The organism is Candidatus Pelagibacter sp. HIMB1611 (assembly GCF_052047715.1).
GTDB lineage: Bacteria > Pseudomonadota > Alphaproteobacteria > Pelagibacterales > Pelagibacteraceae > Pelagibacter.
Genome location: NZ_JBNAJM010000001.1, coordinates 1,160,488 through 1,178,514 on the forward strand (window position 1 = coordinate 1,160,488; position 18,027 = coordinate 1,178,514).

An 18,027-nucleotide genomic window follows, 5' to 3' on the forward strand; every position below is an offset into this window, starting at 1 on the left:
ACGCATAGCAGTAACGCACTAGTGGGCGAACTCTCGCTGACTAGTGTCGATCTCTTTGTTTCCAAAGACACCGCAAAGTTAATGTTTTTGCGGAAACGGCAACAACCTATAATAGAGGTTCAAAAAGTCAATAAATAAGTTAAATATCTAATTATGAATATTAAAGCATTTAAAATGGACGGTTTAGGCAATGATTTTGTAATTATTGATAATAGAGAAAAAGTTACAAATCTTACCAAAGACCAAATAATTAAAATTTGTGACAGAAACTTTATAGGATGCGACCAACTTATATTAATTAATAAAGACCAAGATTACGATGCTTCAATAGAATTTTTTAACTCTGACGGTGGGATTTCTGGTGCATGTGGAAATGGTACAAGGTGTGTGGCTGAGCTATTAGGAAAAGAAAAAAATAAAGACACGATTATTTTAACAACTTTATCTGGCCATTTAAAATCTCATATTTTAGGAGAAAAATTAGTATCTACTGAAATTGGTTTGGGCAGAACTAAATGGAATGAAATACCATTATCTCAAGAATTAGAAACTAAAAACTTAAATATTAAAATTGTTGATTCAAATAATAATGAATTTTTTGGAGGAACGGCCGTCAATGTGGGAAATCCTCATATAATTTTTTTTGTGGAAGACAACGAACAATTCAAAATAGAAAAAGTTGGCCCAGAAATAGAAAACCACAAACTGTTTCCAGAAAAATGTAATGTCACAATAGCCACAATAGTAAACAAAGAGTTAATAAAGGTAAAAGTTTGGGAAAGAGGAGCTGGTTTGACAAAAGCATGTGGAACTGCAGCTTGTGCTACTGCCTTTGCTGCTAAGCAGGCAGGACTTGCTAGCGATAAAGTTAACATCGAATTTTCTACTGGAAGATTGACGATATCTATAGATGAAAACAATAGTATCCACATGAAAGGTCCTGTTTCTGATATAAAAGAAATCGATATAGAAATTTAATGGGAATTTTCGAAAAATTTAAATCAGGATTTAAAAAAAGTGCTTCAGCTTTTACATCGGGCCTAAGAGATATAGTTGTCAAAAAAGAAATTGATGACAAAACTTTAGATAGAATTGAAGATTATTTAATTCAATCAGATGTTGGGGTAGCTTCTGCCTCAGAAATTAGAGAAATAATCTCAAAAACAAAAATAGATCCAAACAAAGATTTAACTGCTGAGATAAATAATATTCTTAAAGACTACATTATCTCAGTTATGAAACCTCTAGAAAATAATGAATTTTTTAAAAATAAAGAAAAACTTAATGCCATTTTAGTTTCTGGAGTTAACGGCGTTGGTAAAACAACAACTATTGGGAAAATTAGTAAAATATTAAAAGAAAATGGTAATAAAGTTATGTTGGCAGCATCAGATACATTTAGAGCTGCTGCTATAGAGCAATTAGAAAATTGGGCAAAAAAAATTAATGTTGAAATTACAAAATCTTCTCAAGGATCTGATCCTGCATCTGTAGCCTATAAGGCAATAGAAACTTCTATATCAAACAATTTTAATCAAGTTTTAATTGATACTGCTGGAAGACTGCAAAATAAAAAAAACCTAATGGAAGAATATAAAAAAATAGCAAACGTTACAAAAAAAATAGATGAAAGTGCACCTCATGATGTGATTTTAGTTTTAGATGCAACTTCAGGTCAAAACGTTTTAAATCAAGTTGAAGAATTTAATAAAATTATCCCAATTACAGGCTTAGTGATGACAAAATTAGATGGAACAGCTAAGGGGGGAATACTTCTGGCTGTAGCCAAAAAGTATAAAATACCAATTATTGCACTTGGTTTAGGTGAAAAGGAAGATGATCTACAAATTTTTGAAGCTGAAAAATTTGCTGATGCTTTTACACAAATTACTTAATTAAATTACTAGATATTAAAGGTTTATAGAAACTACATCTGTAATTATCCTTAAATTTGTAGTGTCCGCAGTCCTTTACAATAGAGGAAATAATGAAATCAAACTTTCCATTAGTTGGATATAAATCTAATTTCTTTTCAACAATATCGTATTTGAAATTTACTTTTAAACTTTTAACAGCACTAATCATTACCAATGTTTTGTTATCCTTTAATAGATAATAAGCAAAATCATCTGGAAAAACTGGAAAATTATATTCCTTTAAAAAATTTTTTGCTTTTCTTGGAAACCATTCATAAGAAATCAATGGTGATGATACTTCTGTTTTATAATCATATATATAAAGATCTTTAGGGTAATCATTGATGTAATTACTTACTTCCCCTTTTGCTAATATAGCCTTTTCTCTTGGTTTAAAATACAAAGCAAAATTTTCATCATGCGAGTTCATTTGATCAATAAAAAATAAATTTTCAATTGAAGACAAATTTTCTTTAGAAAAAGAAGTTCCTGAAATAAGAAAAGTCAAAAAAATATAAATGAATAGTTTCTTCATGATTAGAAATTAATTAGAATTTTTGGAATAAAATTGTTTTGATTGTGGCTTAATTTAAACTTTTTATAAATGAACCTAGTTGGAAAACCATATTATTATCAAATTCCATCATATGATCGTCATGTTTGGTAAAGTAAGAGAACTTTGGATCATTTGCTAAATCAAACATTTTCTTTCCCATTGAAAAAGGAACAATTTGATCTTTTTCGCCATGCATAACTAAAACTGGAATATTAATATTTTTTATTTTTTCATCATTTTTATATTTATCTTTCAATATTAGAGAGACAGGAATGTATGGATAAAAATTCTTAGCTGCAGCAATCATTGAAGTGAAAGGTGTTTCTAAAATTAAACCAGCATATCTTTTATTTTGAGAAACCTCAGTTGCAATTCCTGTGCCAAGTGACTCTCCATAAATGATTAAATCACTGTCACTCAAACCTTTATTTTTAAGCCAGTTAATTGCACTTTTTCCATCCTGATATAAAGCATTTTCAGATGGATTTCCTAAATTTCCACTAAATCCACGCCAAGCGATTATTAAAAAATTTACATCCATATTTTTAAAATGATTTAATTTATGAATTCTATTTTCTAGGCTTCCTGCATTTCCATGAAAATAAACAACAGTCTTAAATTTTTTCAAATCTTTTTCATGAAACCATCCTAAAAGGCTAATGTTATCTGCTGTTTGAATTTGAACTTTTTCTATCTCTACTTCTATTTTATCTCCTGAATAATTATTTTCCTGGGGATGATACATTAGATTTCTTTGAAATATAAAAAGATAAGCTAGTAAAATAAAATATATAACTAAGATCCAAAATATAATTTGCAAAATTAATTTCCTAGGTTTTGGTATCATAATTTTTCTTTGCTAAGTAAACTCCAACAAAAACAAGTACAGTACCAATATAATGAAATGTTTCTAAATTTTCATCAAACAATATAAATCCGTAAATTGCTGCATAGATAGTAAATACATATAAGGTAAAGCCAGTAAGTGAAGCTCCTAAGCTTTCTTGAGCTTTAGTATATAAAGTAAATGCTATAATTCCTGGTGAAACGGCTGCAAATATAGTCCACAATAAAAAATCAGAATTAAATATAGTTTGTTCAAAATAAATTTCTTCTGCCAAATAAAATGGAAATAAACTTACTGCACCAAAAAAAGATATCATAGAAAATCTAGTAAAAATCAATAATTGAGATTTCCAGTAAAATAAATAAATCGAATATAAGGCCCAGCCAATCGCAGCTGCCAACATCCATAAATCTCCAATGGTGAAATTTAAATTTAAAAGTAAATTTAAATCTCCTTTAATAATAATTGCTAAAACTCCAACTAAACACGAAATCAAACCAATAATTTTTAATAAATTAATTTTCTCTTTAAAAAATATTGCAGAAATTATAATTATAAAAATAGGAGATGAGGTATAAATAATTCCCATATTTGTAACAGTTGTTGTTTTGCCTGCTAAAAAAGGAAAAGCCCCACAAACTCCACATCCCATTGCTCCTAGAAAAAATAATTTTGAGTATTCATTTTTAATAACTTTGAAATTTTTTTTTAATGATGAATATGTGAAAGGTAAAAGAAGTAAAAATACAAACGTCCACCTCCAAAAAGCTAATGAAATTGGGGGCACAAACTCAACACCACCTCTAGCAACAATTAAATTAGATGCCATAAATATTGGTTGAATAAATAAAAGAGATAAAGCTAATAAATTTTTATTTTGACTAGACAATTGTATATTAAGAAAAATTATTTTTTATCGAAAAACGCTTCGTAAACCATCATAAAAATTGCTCCACCCATTAAAATATAAACAGGAAGAACATCAAAAAATCCAATCATCGATGATCTAGTCAACGTTGTTGCAAGTCCTACTAAAAAAGCAATTGCGAGAAGAGAACCTAAAAATGTTGTAAATTTTTGCATTTAATTATTACATTCCTTTTCTAACCAATTAGCAACACCTAAAAATCTTTGATCATCATATTTTGCGCCAATTAATTGTACACCTAAAGGTAAATTGTTTTCACCTTGAAGTATAGGTAATGATATACAAGGTGTACCTAAATAAGACCATACTTTATTAAATTCTGCCGTTCCTGTGCTTTTTAAACCTTTCAGTGCTACTCCAGGACTAGATGGGGATAAAACTCCATGATAATCCTCAAAAACTTCCTTATAAGATTCATAACTTCTTTTCATAAAATCTATAGCTTCTGCATATTCTTTTGCAGAATGTTTGTTACCTTTTGAAATTGCATCTTGCATATACTTAGATAATTTTTTTTTATACTTTTTATAATAGAGTGAAAAATTATTAGCTAAATCTGTCTCATGAATTATTTGGTGGTATTTATGAATATCTTTAAAGTACGAAGGTGTATCAAAAACTTCGATATTATTTTTGAATGATTTTATAAAGTAATCAAATGCTTCTCTTGATTTTTTTCCAAGAAGCTTCCAATGATCAGTTTTGTAAAAAATAAATTTAGGATCAAACAAAGGTCCTTTTTTTGTTTCTGCTAACATTTCATCACTAGAGTAATGAACTGTTGCTGTATCATAATTATCTTTTTTGATTAAAATTTTAGCAAGAAGAGCAACATCTTCTACCGATCTTCCAAAAACACCAATGTGATCTAATTTTTCAGAGGTTTTTAGAACACCATTTCTACTAATCAAACCATAACTAGGCTTATAACCAACAACTCCACAATAAGATGCAGGTCTTATAACTGAACCTCCTGTTTGTGATCCAATTGCAAGCGGAGCCATAAAAGAAGCTACTGCTGCTGCAGATCCACTAGATGATCCACCTGGGGTTCTAGAATAATCATTAGGATTTGTAGTTTTTGAAGGACCTAAAAATGCCAATTCCGATGTTGCTGTTTTACCCATTATAATTGCTCCAGCAGATATTAATAGATCAACTATTTCAGCATTTTGAGAATATGATTTCCCTTTTCTTATTGATGTTCCACATTCTGTAGGCATATCAACAGTTCCAACAATATCTTTTACCGCAACAGGTATTCCATGAAGTGGGCCGAGTGGTTTGCCTGATTTCCTATGTTCATCAGCCTCTGATGCCTTTTCTAGTAAAAGTTTTTTATCTAAATGCGCCCATGCTTTTACGTCTTTTTCAAATTTATTTACTCTGTCTATATAAATTTTACATAACTCTACTGATGTAATTTGTGCTTCTTTAATTTTTACAGCAAGTTCTTCAACTTTTAATGAAAAAACATCTGTCATTTTCTTTTATTGTGCAAATAAAGTTTCCGGTAACCAAAGCGCTATTCCTGGGAACATATACATTAAAAACATTGCAAATATTACAATTGCTAAAAATGGCATTATTCCTCTGAATATATCCATAAGTTCAACATTAGATTTTTGAACTCCTTTTAAATAATAAGCCGACATAGCCATGGGTGGGGTTAAAAACGATGTTTGTAAATTTAAAGCAATTAACATTGCAAAGAAATATGGATTAACACCAAATACTTCTAATAAGGGTAAAAATATTGGAACAAAAATAATTAAAATTTCAGTCCATTCTAAAGGCCATCCTAGAAGAAAAATAATTATTTGAGTGATAATTAAAAACTGCCAAGTCGTAATATTTATAGAAGTAAAGAAGTGTTCAAAAACCTCGTGTCCCCCTAAATAAGAAAACACCGATGAAAAAGTCCAGGAACCAATAAACAGCCACATGATCATTGCAGTTGTTTTAGCTGTTAAAAAAACAGACTCTTTAAAGTTTTGCCATTTAAGTGTTTTATAAAACCAAGATAAAAGTATTGCCCCAAAAGCTCCTGCTGCAGCTGCTTCTGCTGGAGTTGCAATACCTGCCAAAATAGTACCTAATACAAGCATAATTAAACCAAACAGGGGAACGAAAGAAACCAAAACTTCTTTTAAAATTTCACCAGTTGGTGGAATATCTTCTTTTGGAGGTCTAGGAGCAATAGATGGATTTAACCATGCTCTAAATACTGCATATGCAATGTAAAGACCTGCTAAAAGTAGACCTGGAAATATTGCTGCTGCAAAAAGTCTTAATGGTGATAGTTGGGCTATTACTGAATAAACAATAAGCATAATACTCGGTGGAATTAAAATTCCTAAACATCCACCAGCGCAAATAATTCCTGACGCAAATTTTTTATCATAACCTGCTTTAACCATTGCAGGCCATGCTAACAATCCCATCAAAGTTACAACAGCACCAATAATTCCTGTAGCTGTCGAAAATAATGTACAAGTAATTAGTGCAGCTACCGCCATTGAAGCTGGAAGTCTATGTGCGGCCAATCTAATTGCAAAAAATAGTTTAGCTACAATCCCTGCTCTTTCTACTAGATATCCCATGAATAAAAATAAAGGCACAGCCGTAAGAACGTTGTTGTCCATAACAGTATAAGTATTTTGAACAAACAATTGGAATATACGATTATCAAAAATGTGCTCCATCATTGTTGCATCGTAATAAGCAAAATATCCAAAGCCTATTCCCATAGCCATTAAAGTGAAAGCAATCGGGAAACCTAAAAGAACTGCAAACAAAAACATACCCATCATTAAAATTGCAATTTCTGGATTTGTTAAACTAAATAACATTTTTTTTGTCCTCTTCTTGAGCTGTTCTCATTAAAACTTGTTCTGTTTCTTCAGCAACGACCATTCGTGCTGGCCATTGACCTGTTTGAATACATATAATAGATCTAAATACTTCACTGATGCCTTGAATAATTAATAAAATACCTGCAGCTGGTATCATCGATTTAACCATATAAATTTGGATTTGAGCTGGACTACTCCAACTAGTCTCTTTTATTTTCCAAGCAAGCGCAGCATATTCATATCCATAAAAAGCTAACGCGATCACACCTGGAAAAAAGAAAATAAAGTATAAAACCAAATCAATCCAAGCCTGAGTTTTTTGACTAAATAATCTGTAAATAACGTCACCTCTAACATGTGATTCTGTAGCTAAACAATATGCGCCTGACATCATTAAAATTGCACCATACATCTGCATACTAAAATCAAAGTTCCAAAGTGTAGGTGAATTAAAAACATAAGCCATAACTACTTCATAAACAGTTCCTCCCATTAAAACTACTATGCACCAAGAAAAAGCTTTACCCATTGATGTGCTAAGAGTATCTGCAAATTGTATAAATGACTTCATATCAAAGAAATATATTAAAATACGTGTAAAAAAAAGGGGGTTTTTCAACCCCCTTTTAAATTTATCTTAAAGTTAATTAGATTTTAACTTTTTCGATTGGACCAAACTCATTTTCATAAGCTAATTTGTAGTTCGGTTGATTCATCAACAGATACTTCATAGTTCTCTTAGCGTATGCTTTTTGTGAGTCTACTACTTTTTTGAAGAAAGCATCTTTAGCAGAAAACTCTCCTACAACTTTATCCCAACCTTTTAATTGTTCTGCTAGGATAGCATCAGACGTTTGGTAAACATTAACCTTATGCTCATTCATCAACTTAGCAAGGTCAGTTGAATATCTAACCAATGCTTTAAAGTAGTTATCTGAGTTTGCAGCATAAGCAGCATTTCTCAAGATAGCTTGATGTTCAGGTGAAAGGCTGTTTAGTCTCTTAGTATTCATAGGAATTTCAAACATTTCCTGAGATTGGTGGAAACTTCCTAAGTGATAGTGTTTAGAGACGTCTTGCATTCCAAACTGTGAGTCTGATGTTGGGTTGTTAAACTCAGCAGCATCAATCAAACCAGTTTTCATTGCTGGTTGGATTTCACCACCTGGTAACTGTCTTACAACCATTCCCATAGCAGTTAAAACGTTAGTCGCTAGACCAACAGTTCTATACTTCATACCTTTAACATCAGATACTTTAGTTACGTTCTTTTTGAACCAACCAAAAGGCTGTGCAGGCATTGGCATATGGAAGAAACCTGTGTAATTAAATCCTACACTTTTTACAGCTTCTTCATATAATGCTCTTCCTCCACCATACTCCATCCATCCCATAACTTCTTGAGACGACATTCCGTATGAAGGACCTGTTCCAAAAAGAGATGCAGCAGGGTTTTTTCCGTACCAGTATGCTGTCACCCAGTGACCCATATCTACTACTCCAGAACTAACTGCTTGACCAATTTCAGAAGTTTTTACAACTGCTCCAACTGGTTGCACATCAATTTTTAATTTACCACCTGACATGTCACTAACCATTTTCGCATAGTCTGAAGCCATTTCGAAAAATATGTTAGCACCTGATGGCCAAGCAGCTTGCATTTTTAAAGTAACGTGACCGTCACCTAAAGCAATGTTTGGCATAGCCACTGCTGCTGCTGTTGCTGCACCAGTTGCTGCCGCTGCTTTGAAGAACTTTCTTCTTGAAGGAGTTTTAGAACTCTTCAAAGATTTTTTATTCTTAATCATTTATTCTCCTCTAGTTAATTAACTTGGCGAGCACTAAAACATATTTTTAGATTAGAGTCCTTCTAAAAAGTTACCTAGAATGGGTTAGATAGGATTTTTTTACAATTATAGGTAGAATTTAAAAACTAAATTAGTTTATTATTTTCGTAAATACAGCATTTTTCAGCTGGTATATGTAGTTTAACTTTTTCACCTGAAATTTCAGTTTCTCTATTAACTTTAGACTTAATTTCAAAGTTATCCATTCTTGCAGTAATCAATTTGTAATTACCAAAATCTTCAACTTTTTGAACATTTACATCAATAAGGTTATCGCTTTGATTTTTTGCAATTTTAATAAACTCAGATCTAATTCCTAATTTTATATTTTTACTTTTTAAATTAGACAAATTTGTATTCGTCTTAATTGTTATATTATTTATTTTAACAGTATTTTCTGAAGTTGCTTCACTATCAAATAAATTCATAGCAGGTGAACCAATAAAGTAACCAACAAAAGTTGTATTTGGTCTTTCAAATAATTCTTTAGGTGAACCTGTTTGCACAACTTCTCCTTCACTCATCACAATTATATTGTCTGCAAATGTCATAGCTTCGTTTTGATCATGTGTTACATAAACTAAAGTTGTTTTGTATTGCTCGTTTATTTCTTTTAGATTTCTTCTCAATCTAAATTTTAAATCAGGATCAATAACGGTCAAAGGCTCATCCATTAAAACCGCTGCAACATCTTCTCTAACCAAACCTCTTCCTAAAGATATCAATTGTTTTTGATCTGCTGTTAATTTTCGTGCAGGGAAATTTAAAAAAGATTTTAAATTTAAAGTTTCTGCAACAGAATTAACTCTTTCATCTATTTTAGCTTTTGAGAAATCTCTACACTTTAGTGGAAAAGCAAGATTTTCAAAAACTGTCATAGTGTTATAAATTACTGGAAACTGAAAAACTTGAGCAATATTTCTTTCTTCTGTTTTTAAATCTGTAACATCATTATCATCAAACAATATTTTTCCAGCTGATGGTCTAACTAATCCAGAAACAATATTTAACATTGTTGTTTTTCCACATCCAGAAGGACCTAGGATTGCATATCTATTTCCATTCTCCCAAGTCATCGAAAATGGATTTAATGCATAAATTGGATTTGGATCATTTGGATTATAAGAATGCGAGATATTACTTAAATCAATTTTAGCCATTATTTCCTCCAAATGGTGAGGATGCTAATTTACCACTAGCACCAAAGGCATAAGCTCTGTCTATTTTAAAATCTATTTTAATCTTGTCATGAATTTTAAAATTTAAAACCTCTTCTATAGAAATAATAATTTTTATACTTCCTCTTTTTAGATGGAGTAAAGTTTCGGAACCACTAATTTCAGCAAGCTCAACTTCAAATTCATGACCATTTTCATCAAGTTCAATATCTGATGATCTCAAACCAATCTTTAATCCGCTATCTGTTAACTTTGATAAATGATTTGGCGCTTTGATTTCAATACCTTCAAATCTAATTTGATCGTTAGATATTTCTGCTTCAATAATATTCATTGGTGGATCGTTAGAAATTTCAGCAACTTTTAATGAGCTTGGGTTCTCAAATATTTCTTTTGCTGGACCTACTTGTAGTACCCTACCTTCATCTAAAACAATAACTTCTCCATTTAATTCCATGGTTTCTCTTGGATCTGTAGTAGAATAAATTAAGATAGTTTCATCCGCTAAACCCTTTGAAAACAAGCTCTTAAATTCTTCTCTAAGTTGTTCTCTCAGTTTGTAATCTAAATTTACTAAAGGCTCATCTAACAATAATATTTTAGCATTTTTAACTAATGATCTTGCTAGAGAGACACGTTGTTGCTGACCACCAGATAACTCTTGGATTTTTCTATTTTCGTAACCAACTAACCCAACCGATTTTAAAGATTCCATTACTTTATTTTTGATTTCTTCATTATCGATTTTTCTTTGTCTTAAAGGAAAAGCAATATTTTCAAATACATTTAAATGAGGATAATTAATAAATTGTTGATACACCATCGCTACATTTCTTTGCCAAACCGGAATCTTTAAAAAATCTTTACCATCAAATTCGATGGCACCACTGTCTGGGGTTAAAAGCCCAGCTATAGTTTTTAATAAAGTTGTTTTACCTGATAATGTTCTTCCAAGAATTGTGTATAAATTCCCCTCTTTAAAATTAAATGATACTTCATTTAAGTGATATTCCTCACTTGGTTTATAAGTTAAATTGTTAGCTATTAAATTCATTATTTAATTGCTCCTGATAGATTTCCTTTGGATAGATATCTCTCAACAATGAAGGCTACTATAATTAATGGTGCAACAGAAACGAGAGCAGATGCTGACAAACTCCACCATGGTGTAACAGATGAGTTCAGAGCAACAATTTTAACTGGTAATAACTGTACTTCTGTGAAAGTTAAAATGAATGCAAAGAAGAAGTCAATCCATCCAAAAATAATACAAAACATACCAGCAACAATTAATCCCGGTATAGAATTTGGTAACACTACTTTTAAGAAAGCTTGATAAGGATTACATCCATCAATCAAAGCTGTTTCATCAATTTCTCTTGGAACTTTATTAAAGAAATCAACCATAATCCAAACTGCTATAGGCATCAGTAAAACAATATAAACTACAATTAATCCTAAAAGACTATCCAGTAGATTGATTGAACTTAAAAATAAGAAAAATGGAATTGATAAAACAATTGGCGGCATAATTCTTTGAGAGATAAAGAAAAATGTAATGTCATTATTTTTTACAAAACCCGCTTTAAAGGTGTATCTGGATAAAGCATAAGCTGACAGTGTGCCAAGAATTATACTAATTAAACTTGCAGTACACGTTACAAATAAACTATTGAAATAAGGTTCTACTATATCAACTCCACCTTTGGCTGGAGATTTTATCAAAACTTTCCAACCCTCTAAATTAGGCTCAAAATCTACCCACGGTATGTAGGTAACTCCCCCATTTACAGATTGAAAATCTTTGAACGATGTAGTTAGAGCCCATAGAAAAGGAGCAACAACAAACACTGCCCAGAAGATAATAAAAAAATATTTTAAAAATGTATAAAATTTGCTCATAATTTATTCTTTTAAAAGTAATTTAGTTAAAACCTTTGCAATAATTGTTAAACTTATGATCATAATAATTAAGTAAGTAAAAGACATCGAGGCTGCATATCCCATTTGAAACTCTCTTAATCCTTTAATAAAAATATAAAAACTTGATGTTTCAGTTGCAGTTCCAGGACCACCTGAAGTTAAAACATATACGGTATCCATAATTTTAGATGCCTCAATTAATCTTATAATTATTGCACCAATTGATATTGGAGCCATTAATGGAAAAGTTACGTAAATAAATTTTCTAACAGGACTGGCACCATCAATTGCAGCAGCTAAAAATGGTTCTTTGGGTAATGACAATAAACCTGCTAATAAAAGCAGAAACATAAATGGTGTCCACTGCCAAACCTCAACTATAATTACTGTAAATTTAGCTAGAGCTGGGTCTGTTAACCATTTAGGAGATAAACCAAAATTAGATAAAATATCATTAACAGGTCCTAAAGATTCATGAAAAAAAGTTCTCCAAATAACAGTCATGATAACTGGAGTTGTCATCATTGGTACTAAAAATAAAACTCTAAAAAATCTTTTAAATTTAATGTCTTTCCAAACCATATGTGCAAGAGCAAATCCAATCACATACTGGAGAATTACTGTTGTAACAGACAGAAAACTTAATCTAAAAAAAGATTCCCAAAATCTTGGGTCGTCTGTAAAAAGACGAATATAATTTTCTATACCTATAAAATCTAAACCTGGATTGTAACTATTCCACCCAGATAAACTTAATCGAACTACAAAAATAATTGGAAAGATTAAAATTCCAATAAGCACAAATAAACCTGGAAACAGAAAAAAATATTTATGCTTAAAGTTCATTTATAAACTTGGATTATATTATGTTTTTTATATGTGGCCATTTTAATTAATGGCCACATAAATTAAGTATTTTTATAATTGGTTGTCTTCCATTTTAACACCAACAGCGTAGGCATCTCTTACTGCTTTTTTACCTACTCTGCTTACAATTGCTTCCCACTCTTTAGCAACTTCGTCTAATGCTTCTTGAGGAGACAATTGTCCTGCTAAAGCTTTAGAAGTTCCTGTAGCGACAGCACTTGTAAACTCAAATACACCTGGAACTCTTAAAGGGAAAACTCTGTTTTGACTTTTCTCCATATCTAAAAGTGTTTGAGTGTAACTGTTAGCAATCTCTGGATCCCAACCCATACTATTGATATAAATATTAGGGTCGAAGTCAGAGTTTTTGAATGGGTTAACACCAAATCTTCCAATTGCTAAGTCAGCTTGGTGATTTGCTCCGTTTGAGAAGAAGCAAAGATAATCAAACGCCATATCTTTTACTTTACTTTTCTTAGCAACACCAACTGCCCAACCCCAAACAATGTAAGGAGCTTGGTTGTATTGGTTTTCCCAGCTATTTGAAACTCTGTTCCAAACTTTGTTAGCACCTGGAAGAGGAGCTGTACCTACTTTGTTTTTAATAGGGCTGTCATCTTGCATTGCTGCAATAAATGCATCGTCCCATGAAAAACTAAATAAAGTTTGTCCACCACCAAATGATCCAATTTCGTCACCTAAACCAAAGTTAATTCCTCCTGGAGGAACATATTTAGTAGCCTCAACCCAATCAGTTAAAGCTTCAACGAAACCTGGATTATTAATGTTTGGTTTCATAGTCTCTAAATCAAAAAAGAAACCACCTGGAGTTCTTGGATTTTTAGCATATGCAACTGATCTGCTGAAAAAAGCTGCAAACATTAAATCGTCTTTTTTCATAACTTCAGCTGAACCATATTCTAACTCACCATCTCCATCCCAGTCCCAACCATTAAAGAATTTTGCCATCTCAGCATATTCTTTCCAAGTTGTTGGAACTTTTAGATCGTTCCCTGTTTCTGCTTTATATTTTTTTTGCATTTCAGGATTATCAATGACGTCTTTTCTATATTTTAAATAGTGTCTGTCACCATCAACTGGGTACTGGTACATAGTTCCATCCCAAGATGATACACCCATATGAGATTTAGTTACGTCTTTCATCTCTGTTGAGTTCATATACTTCTTAGGAACTGGCGCTAAATATCTTTTCCAGTCATTGATAAAGTTAGAAAATCCAAACACAATATCGTAAGGTGCTTGTCCAGCTTGAAAAGGAACCATTGCTTTTGAATACAAATCACCTGCTGGTGTATGTGTAACATCAACTTTAGCTCCAGTTAATTTTTCAAACTGTTCAGCATGAAGAGCTGTTGGCTCTCCCATTACTGGAATTGCGTGAGTATTTATTTTAAGAGTTTTTCCTTTATAATTTTTCTTAGACATTTCCTCATAAGAACAATCACCTGGAATATCTCCTGTTGCTTTGATATGTGGGAATTGATCACTCCACTTATCAGCATATGCCATAGGGCTAAATATCATCATGCTTGATATTACAGCCGTTAAGCAGGTTTTTATTATTTTCATTATCACCTCTCTTTTTTTTTTTTATGGAACTAAAACAGCTCGTCCCTTAACCTTACCATCGTTAAGATCATGAAGCGCTTTATTAGCATCGTCTAAACTATACTCCTGCATAGAGAGCTTGACTTTACCTCTGTCAGCTAACTCCATTAATTCATATAATTCAGACCACGTTCCCACTAAATTACCTACAATTGTTTTCTCAGAAATAATTAAATCAACTGCAAGTGATTTAATTTCTTCTCCATATCCAACTATGTAGTAAAAACCACCATTAGAAGTCATTTGAATTCCCATGGCAGTAGATCCTTTTTCACCTACGAAATCAATTACAGCTTCAGAACCTTTTCCTTTTGTTAGTTCTTGAACTTTTTCAATTTCGTTTCCATCAATTAAAACTCCGTGGTCACCACCAAGTTCCATTGCATGTTTCAATGCTGCTTCAGATTTTTCAACAATAATAATATCTGCTGCACACATAGCTTTTAAACATTGAATAGCGATGTGACCTAAACCTCCTGCACCAATAATTGTACAGCTCTGACCAGGTAGCAAATGTCTTGTTGCTTTTTTTACCACTCTATAAGCTGTAAGACCTGCATCTGAAAAAGGTGCAACATCTTTAGGCGCTAATACTTTTGGAAGTTTAATAAGATTTCTAACGCTAGTTTTTAATAGTTCAGCGTAGCCTCCTTCTTTAATACTTAATCCAGGAAATGCACCTGCTTCAGCGTGCATATCATTACCTCTTCTACAATCTAAACAAGTTCCTCCTGTTCCAGAAATAAGTGGGTGTAATATTACAGGATCACCCTTTTTAAATTCAGTAACGTCTGAACCTACATCTTCTACCCAACCAGCATTTTCATGTCCCATTACGCATGGTAATAATTTTCCATCTGGATCTTGGATGTGTTTCCATACTCCTTCAATAATATGTAAATCAGTTCTGCAAACTCCTGCAGCACCAATTTTAACTATAACGTCTGACGCCTTTTCAATTTTAGGATCTGGCATCTCCTCACCTGTGACCCAGACCTTTTCTTTCATTTCAGGGTCATATTTATGCAAAACCTGTGCTTTCATTATTATCTCTCCTTTAATATTTCAGTAACACTATTAAAGTTCTGATATAGAATGGAGTCAACGGCATCTTTATATGTACAAAAAGTTAACAATTACAACCTGTGGTTGGTTGTTGTATCTAAAAAAACAAATAAACTTTTAGAATGTCAAACTTAAGTCACTCAAACAGCGAACTTAAAAATATCCTTCATAAAAGGAATATGGGCTCTTATGAAATGGGAAAAGATATTAATGAAAGTTGGTTGAGATGTATCAATGAAGGCCTTGATCCGTTTAATGATCCTAAACAAAGTGTAATTTCATCAATTGAATTAAAAGAAATAAAAGAGCGAAATGAAACTATCAGAAGAATAATTATTCCTGAGCTAGAACTTTTATATTCCCAAATAGCAGGAACAAATTTTATGGTGGCTTACTCAGATGAGAAAGGATTAGTCTTGGATACAATTTATGACAAATCTTGTTTACAAACTGACGTTGGTAAAACAGTAATACCAGGTTCAATCTGGGCAGAAAAAATTTGTGGAACAAACGGTCTTGGATTATCTGTTGAACTAAAAAAACCAACTATCGTTTCAGGTAAAGAACACTTTTTTACTGCTCATGAAAATATTTCATGCTTTGCAAGTCCAATCATAAATTATGACGGTAAAATTATTGGTATTATTGATGCTTCAACAGATTCGATGTCCAGAGAACAACATACGCTAGCTTTAGTTAGACTTGCAACTAGAAGTATCGAAACCAAATTGTTTATTAAAAAGTTTGAAAACGAATTAATTATTTCTTTTCACCCAAGACAAGAATATCTAACTACAACTAGTGTTGGGATGCTTGCAATAAATGGTGATGGATTAATTGTTGGTGCAAACAACAATGCAAAAATTATGCTTAACGGACTAGTTGACTTGAAAAATGAAAATTTTAATAAAATTTTTACAACTTCATTTTCATCAATTGCAACAGATATCTTAAATAATAAAACTCTAAAGATAACTGATCATCTAGGTTCATCTGTTTTTGTAGTCAAAAGTCAAAATTTTAAAGAAAGTAAATTTATAGAAACTGGCAAACAAAACAAAACTTACGCTTGTAAAAATTGTGAGAATACAAAAATTAAAAGAGAAAAATGTATCTTAATTAGATCAACTTTTAGTGAGACTAATAATATTTCTGCAGCATCAAGAAAATTGGGTGTATCTAGAACTACAATTTATAAACATCTAAATTAATTATTTTTTAATAAAAAATATAAATAAGAAGTTAAAGACGTAACTAGTACAAAAGACATTGCTAATTGAAATGAAACAATTTCAGAGTAGTTTAAACTTAATCCTAAATCTATAATAAGCCCAATTATCCATTGCAGAAAGAAGGCACCTATAAATATCAATAGATTATAAGACGTTAGAGCTTTACCTGCATTAGAAACAGAAAAAGCCATTCCAACAGCTGGCTGGATTAAGGACAGGAATACAGCTGAAACTATAAATAATGCCCAATGAATTGACTCTGTATTTGGACCTAGATAAATAATTACACCCAATACCAATAAACTTAATGGTGAACCATATTTCAACAATCTGATTGCATCATTAACGTTCTTTGAAAATTTTGGAACAAAATATCCCCAAATTAAAAATGATAGCAGCATAAAAAAATAAATTAAAAATAACCCTTTTGCACTTTCCTCTGGTGTATACCCAGATACTTTTATCATCCAAGGACCAGCCCATAGTGTTTGGATAGCAAATAATCCTCCAGTGCTAAAAAATCCCATTGGAATAACACTTCTGAAGAATTGATTTTGCCAAACAATACTCAATTTTGCTTCATCGTTTCTCTGATTACCTTTTGAAGTCCACTGAGGGATAAAAATAATTATCAAAATTATACAAACCAAAGTTATTAAAGCTAAAAGCAAAAATATATTTCTCCAACCAATTATAGGTATGAAAAATTGAACTGGTAAACTTGATGACAACATACCAATTGCACCGACCATTAACATCCATGAGTTTGCACGTTGTTGGGTTTCATCTTGATACCAAATCCGATAAGCAGTCAAAGGCCCCATTAAACAAGCTCCAACACCAACTCCTATAATAATTCTAGATACTAAAAGAGTTAAAAAATTTTGAGCGAAGGCAAATATTAATAAACCAACAATGGTTAATGATAAAAAGTATGAAACAATTTTTCTTGGACCTCTCAAGTCTAGCATATAACCTAAAGGGATTTGAACACTTGCAAATCCAAGAAAATATCCACCTCCTAATAATCCAAGCTCTCCTGCAGAGAGATTAAATTCGTTTACTAATTCAGGTGAGATTGTTGCTGTTATTGCTCTTAAGAGGGTAGAAATAAAATATCCTAAAGCAAAAACTAAAAAAATTATAATAGCTTTTGATTTAGCTAGAACCGGTTTATTCATTAA

Annotated in this window: 18 protein-coding genes; 3 read left to right on the forward strand and 15 right to left on the reverse strand. The window is 31.6% G+C overall.

The window, feature by feature from the left end; genetic code table 11:
* Nucleotides 1-153: 153 nt before the first annotated feature.
* Nucleotides 154-978 carry a diaminopimelate epimerase gene (gene dapF / locus ACTTAS_RS06235; protein WP_440613678.1) on the forward strand — a complete coding sequence of 275 codons (825 nt, stop codon included), beginning with the start codon at nt 154-156 and terminating at the stop codon, nt 976-978.
* Nucleotides 978-1,895, forward strand: coding sequence for a signal recognition particle-docking protein FtsY (gene ftsY / locus ACTTAS_RS06240; RefSeq protein WP_428078914.1), 918 nt, complete (start codon nt 978-980; stop codon nt 1,893-1,895). The genes dapF and ftsY overlap by 1 nt, the downstream gene beginning before the upstream one ends.
* Here ftsY and ACTTAS_RS06245 read toward each other — a convergent pair.
* The 14 genes from ACTTAS_RS06245 to ACTTAS_RS06310 all read right to left on the reverse strand — a co-directional run bounded on the left by ACTTAS_RS06245 (nt 1,888) and on the right by ACTTAS_RS06310 (nt 15,590).
* Nucleotides 1,888-2,451 (reverse strand): hypothetical protein, encoded by a 564-nt coding sequence (locus tag ACTTAS_RS06245; RefSeq protein ID WP_440678736.1) that lies wholly within the window; start codon nt 2,449-2,451, stop codon nt 1,888-1,890. The genes ftsY and ACTTAS_RS06245 overlap by 8 nt on opposite strands.
* A 49-nt stretch (nt 2,452-2,500) precedes the next feature.
* Nucleotides 2,501-3,217 carry an alpha/beta hydrolase gene (locus ACTTAS_RS06250; protein WP_440678737.1) on the reverse strand — a complete coding sequence of 239 codons (717 nt, stop codon included), beginning with the start codon at nt 3,215-3,217 and terminating at the stop codon, nt 2,501-2,503.
* An 85-nt stretch (nt 3,218-3,302) separates the two neighbouring features.
* Nucleotides 3,303-4,208, reverse strand: a complete 906-nt coding sequence (locus ACTTAS_RS06255) for a DMT family transporter (RefSeq protein ID WP_440678738.1) — start codon at nt 4,206-4,208, stop codon at nt 3,303-3,305.
* A gap of 17 nt (nt 4,209-4,225) precedes the next feature.
* On the reverse strand, nt 4,226-4,402 hold the full coding sequence (locus ACTTAS_RS06260; protein WP_179850415.1) for a hypothetical protein: 177 nt from the start codon (nt 4,400-4,402) through the stop codon (nt 4,226-4,228).
* On the reverse strand, nt 4,403-5,731 hold the full coding sequence (locus ACTTAS_RS06265) for an amidase (RefSeq protein WP_440678739.1): 1,329 nt from the start codon (nt 5,729-5,731) through the stop codon (nt 4,403-4,405).
* Between the two features lie 6 nt (nt 5,732-5,737).
* A complete protein-coding gene (locus ACTTAS_RS06270) occupies nt 5,738-7,099 on the reverse strand; it encodes a TRAP transporter large permease (RefSeq protein WP_262589918.1) in 1,362 nt (453 codons plus the stop codon).
* Nucleotides 7,089-7,673 (reverse strand): TRAP transporter small permease subunit, encoded by a 585-nt coding sequence (locus ACTTAS_RS06275; protein WP_440678741.1) that lies wholly within the window; start codon nt 7,671-7,673, stop codon nt 7,089-7,091. Before ACTTAS_RS06275 ends, ACTTAS_RS06270 begins: the two co-directional genes overlap by 11 nt.
* 76 nt (nt 7,674-7,749) lie before the next feature.
* The gene (locus tag ACTTAS_RS06280) at nt 7,750-8,910 is read right to left on the reverse strand and encodes a TRAP transporter substrate-binding protein (protein WP_262589921.1); all 1,161 of its coding nucleotides are present in this window, start codon (nt 8,908-8,910) and stop codon (nt 7,750-7,752) included.
* A 125-nt stretch (nt 8,911-9,035) separates the two neighbouring features.
* Entirely contained in the window at nt 9,036-10,109 is a 1,074-nt protein-coding gene (locus ACTTAS_RS06285) for an ABC transporter ATP-binding protein (protein ID WP_440678743.1), read from the reverse strand.
* Entirely contained in the window at nt 10,102-11,181 is a 1,080-nt protein-coding gene (locus tag ACTTAS_RS06290) for an ABC transporter ATP-binding protein (RefSeq protein WP_440678744.1), read from the reverse strand. The genes ACTTAS_RS06285 and ACTTAS_RS06290 overlap by 8 nt, the downstream gene beginning before the upstream one ends.
* On the reverse strand, nt 11,181-12,029 hold the full coding sequence (locus ACTTAS_RS06295) for a carbohydrate ABC transporter permease (protein ID WP_440678746.1): 849 nt from the start codon (nt 12,027-12,029) through the stop codon (nt 11,181-11,183). The genes ACTTAS_RS06290 and ACTTAS_RS06295 overlap by 1 nt, the downstream gene beginning before the upstream one ends.
* A gap of 3 nt (nt 12,030-12,032) precedes the next feature.
* Complete coding sequence (locus ACTTAS_RS06300) at nt 12,033-12,896, reverse strand: carbohydrate ABC transporter permease (RefSeq protein WP_085114993.1); 864 nt, start codon at nt 12,894-12,896, stop codon at nt 12,033-12,035.
* 72 nt (nt 12,897-12,968) lie between these two features.
* Entirely contained in the window at nt 12,969-14,507 is a 1,539-nt protein-coding gene (locus tag ACTTAS_RS06305; RefSeq protein WP_262589925.1) for an extracellular solute-binding protein, read from the reverse strand.
* A 21-nt stretch (nt 14,508-14,528) separates the two neighbouring features.
* Nucleotides 14,529-15,590 (reverse strand): NAD(P)-dependent alcohol dehydrogenase, encoded by a 1,062-nt coding sequence (locus ACTTAS_RS06310; RefSeq protein WP_262589926.1) that lies wholly within the window; start codon nt 15,588-15,590, stop codon nt 14,529-14,531.
* Between the two features lie 143 nt (nt 15,591-15,733).
* Here ACTTAS_RS06310 and ACTTAS_RS06315 point away from each other — a divergent pair, with 143 nt between their 5' ends.
* Nucleotides 15,734-16,822, forward strand: a complete 1,089-nt coding sequence (locus tag ACTTAS_RS06315) for a GAF domain-containing protein (protein WP_440678748.1) — start codon at nt 15,734-15,736, stop codon at nt 16,820-16,822.
* On the opposite strand, the gene ACTTAS_RS06320 is transcribed toward ACTTAS_RS06315, so the two are convergent.
* Nucleotides 16,819-18,024 carry an MFS transporter gene (locus ACTTAS_RS06320; protein WP_440678750.1) on the reverse strand — a complete coding sequence of 402 codons (1,206 nt, stop codon included), beginning with the start codon at nt 18,022-18,024 and terminating at the stop codon, nt 16,819-16,821. The two genes, ACTTAS_RS06315 and ACTTAS_RS06320, sit on opposite strands and share 4 nt — an antisense overlap.
* Nucleotides 18,025-18,027 lie beyond the last annotated feature (3 nt).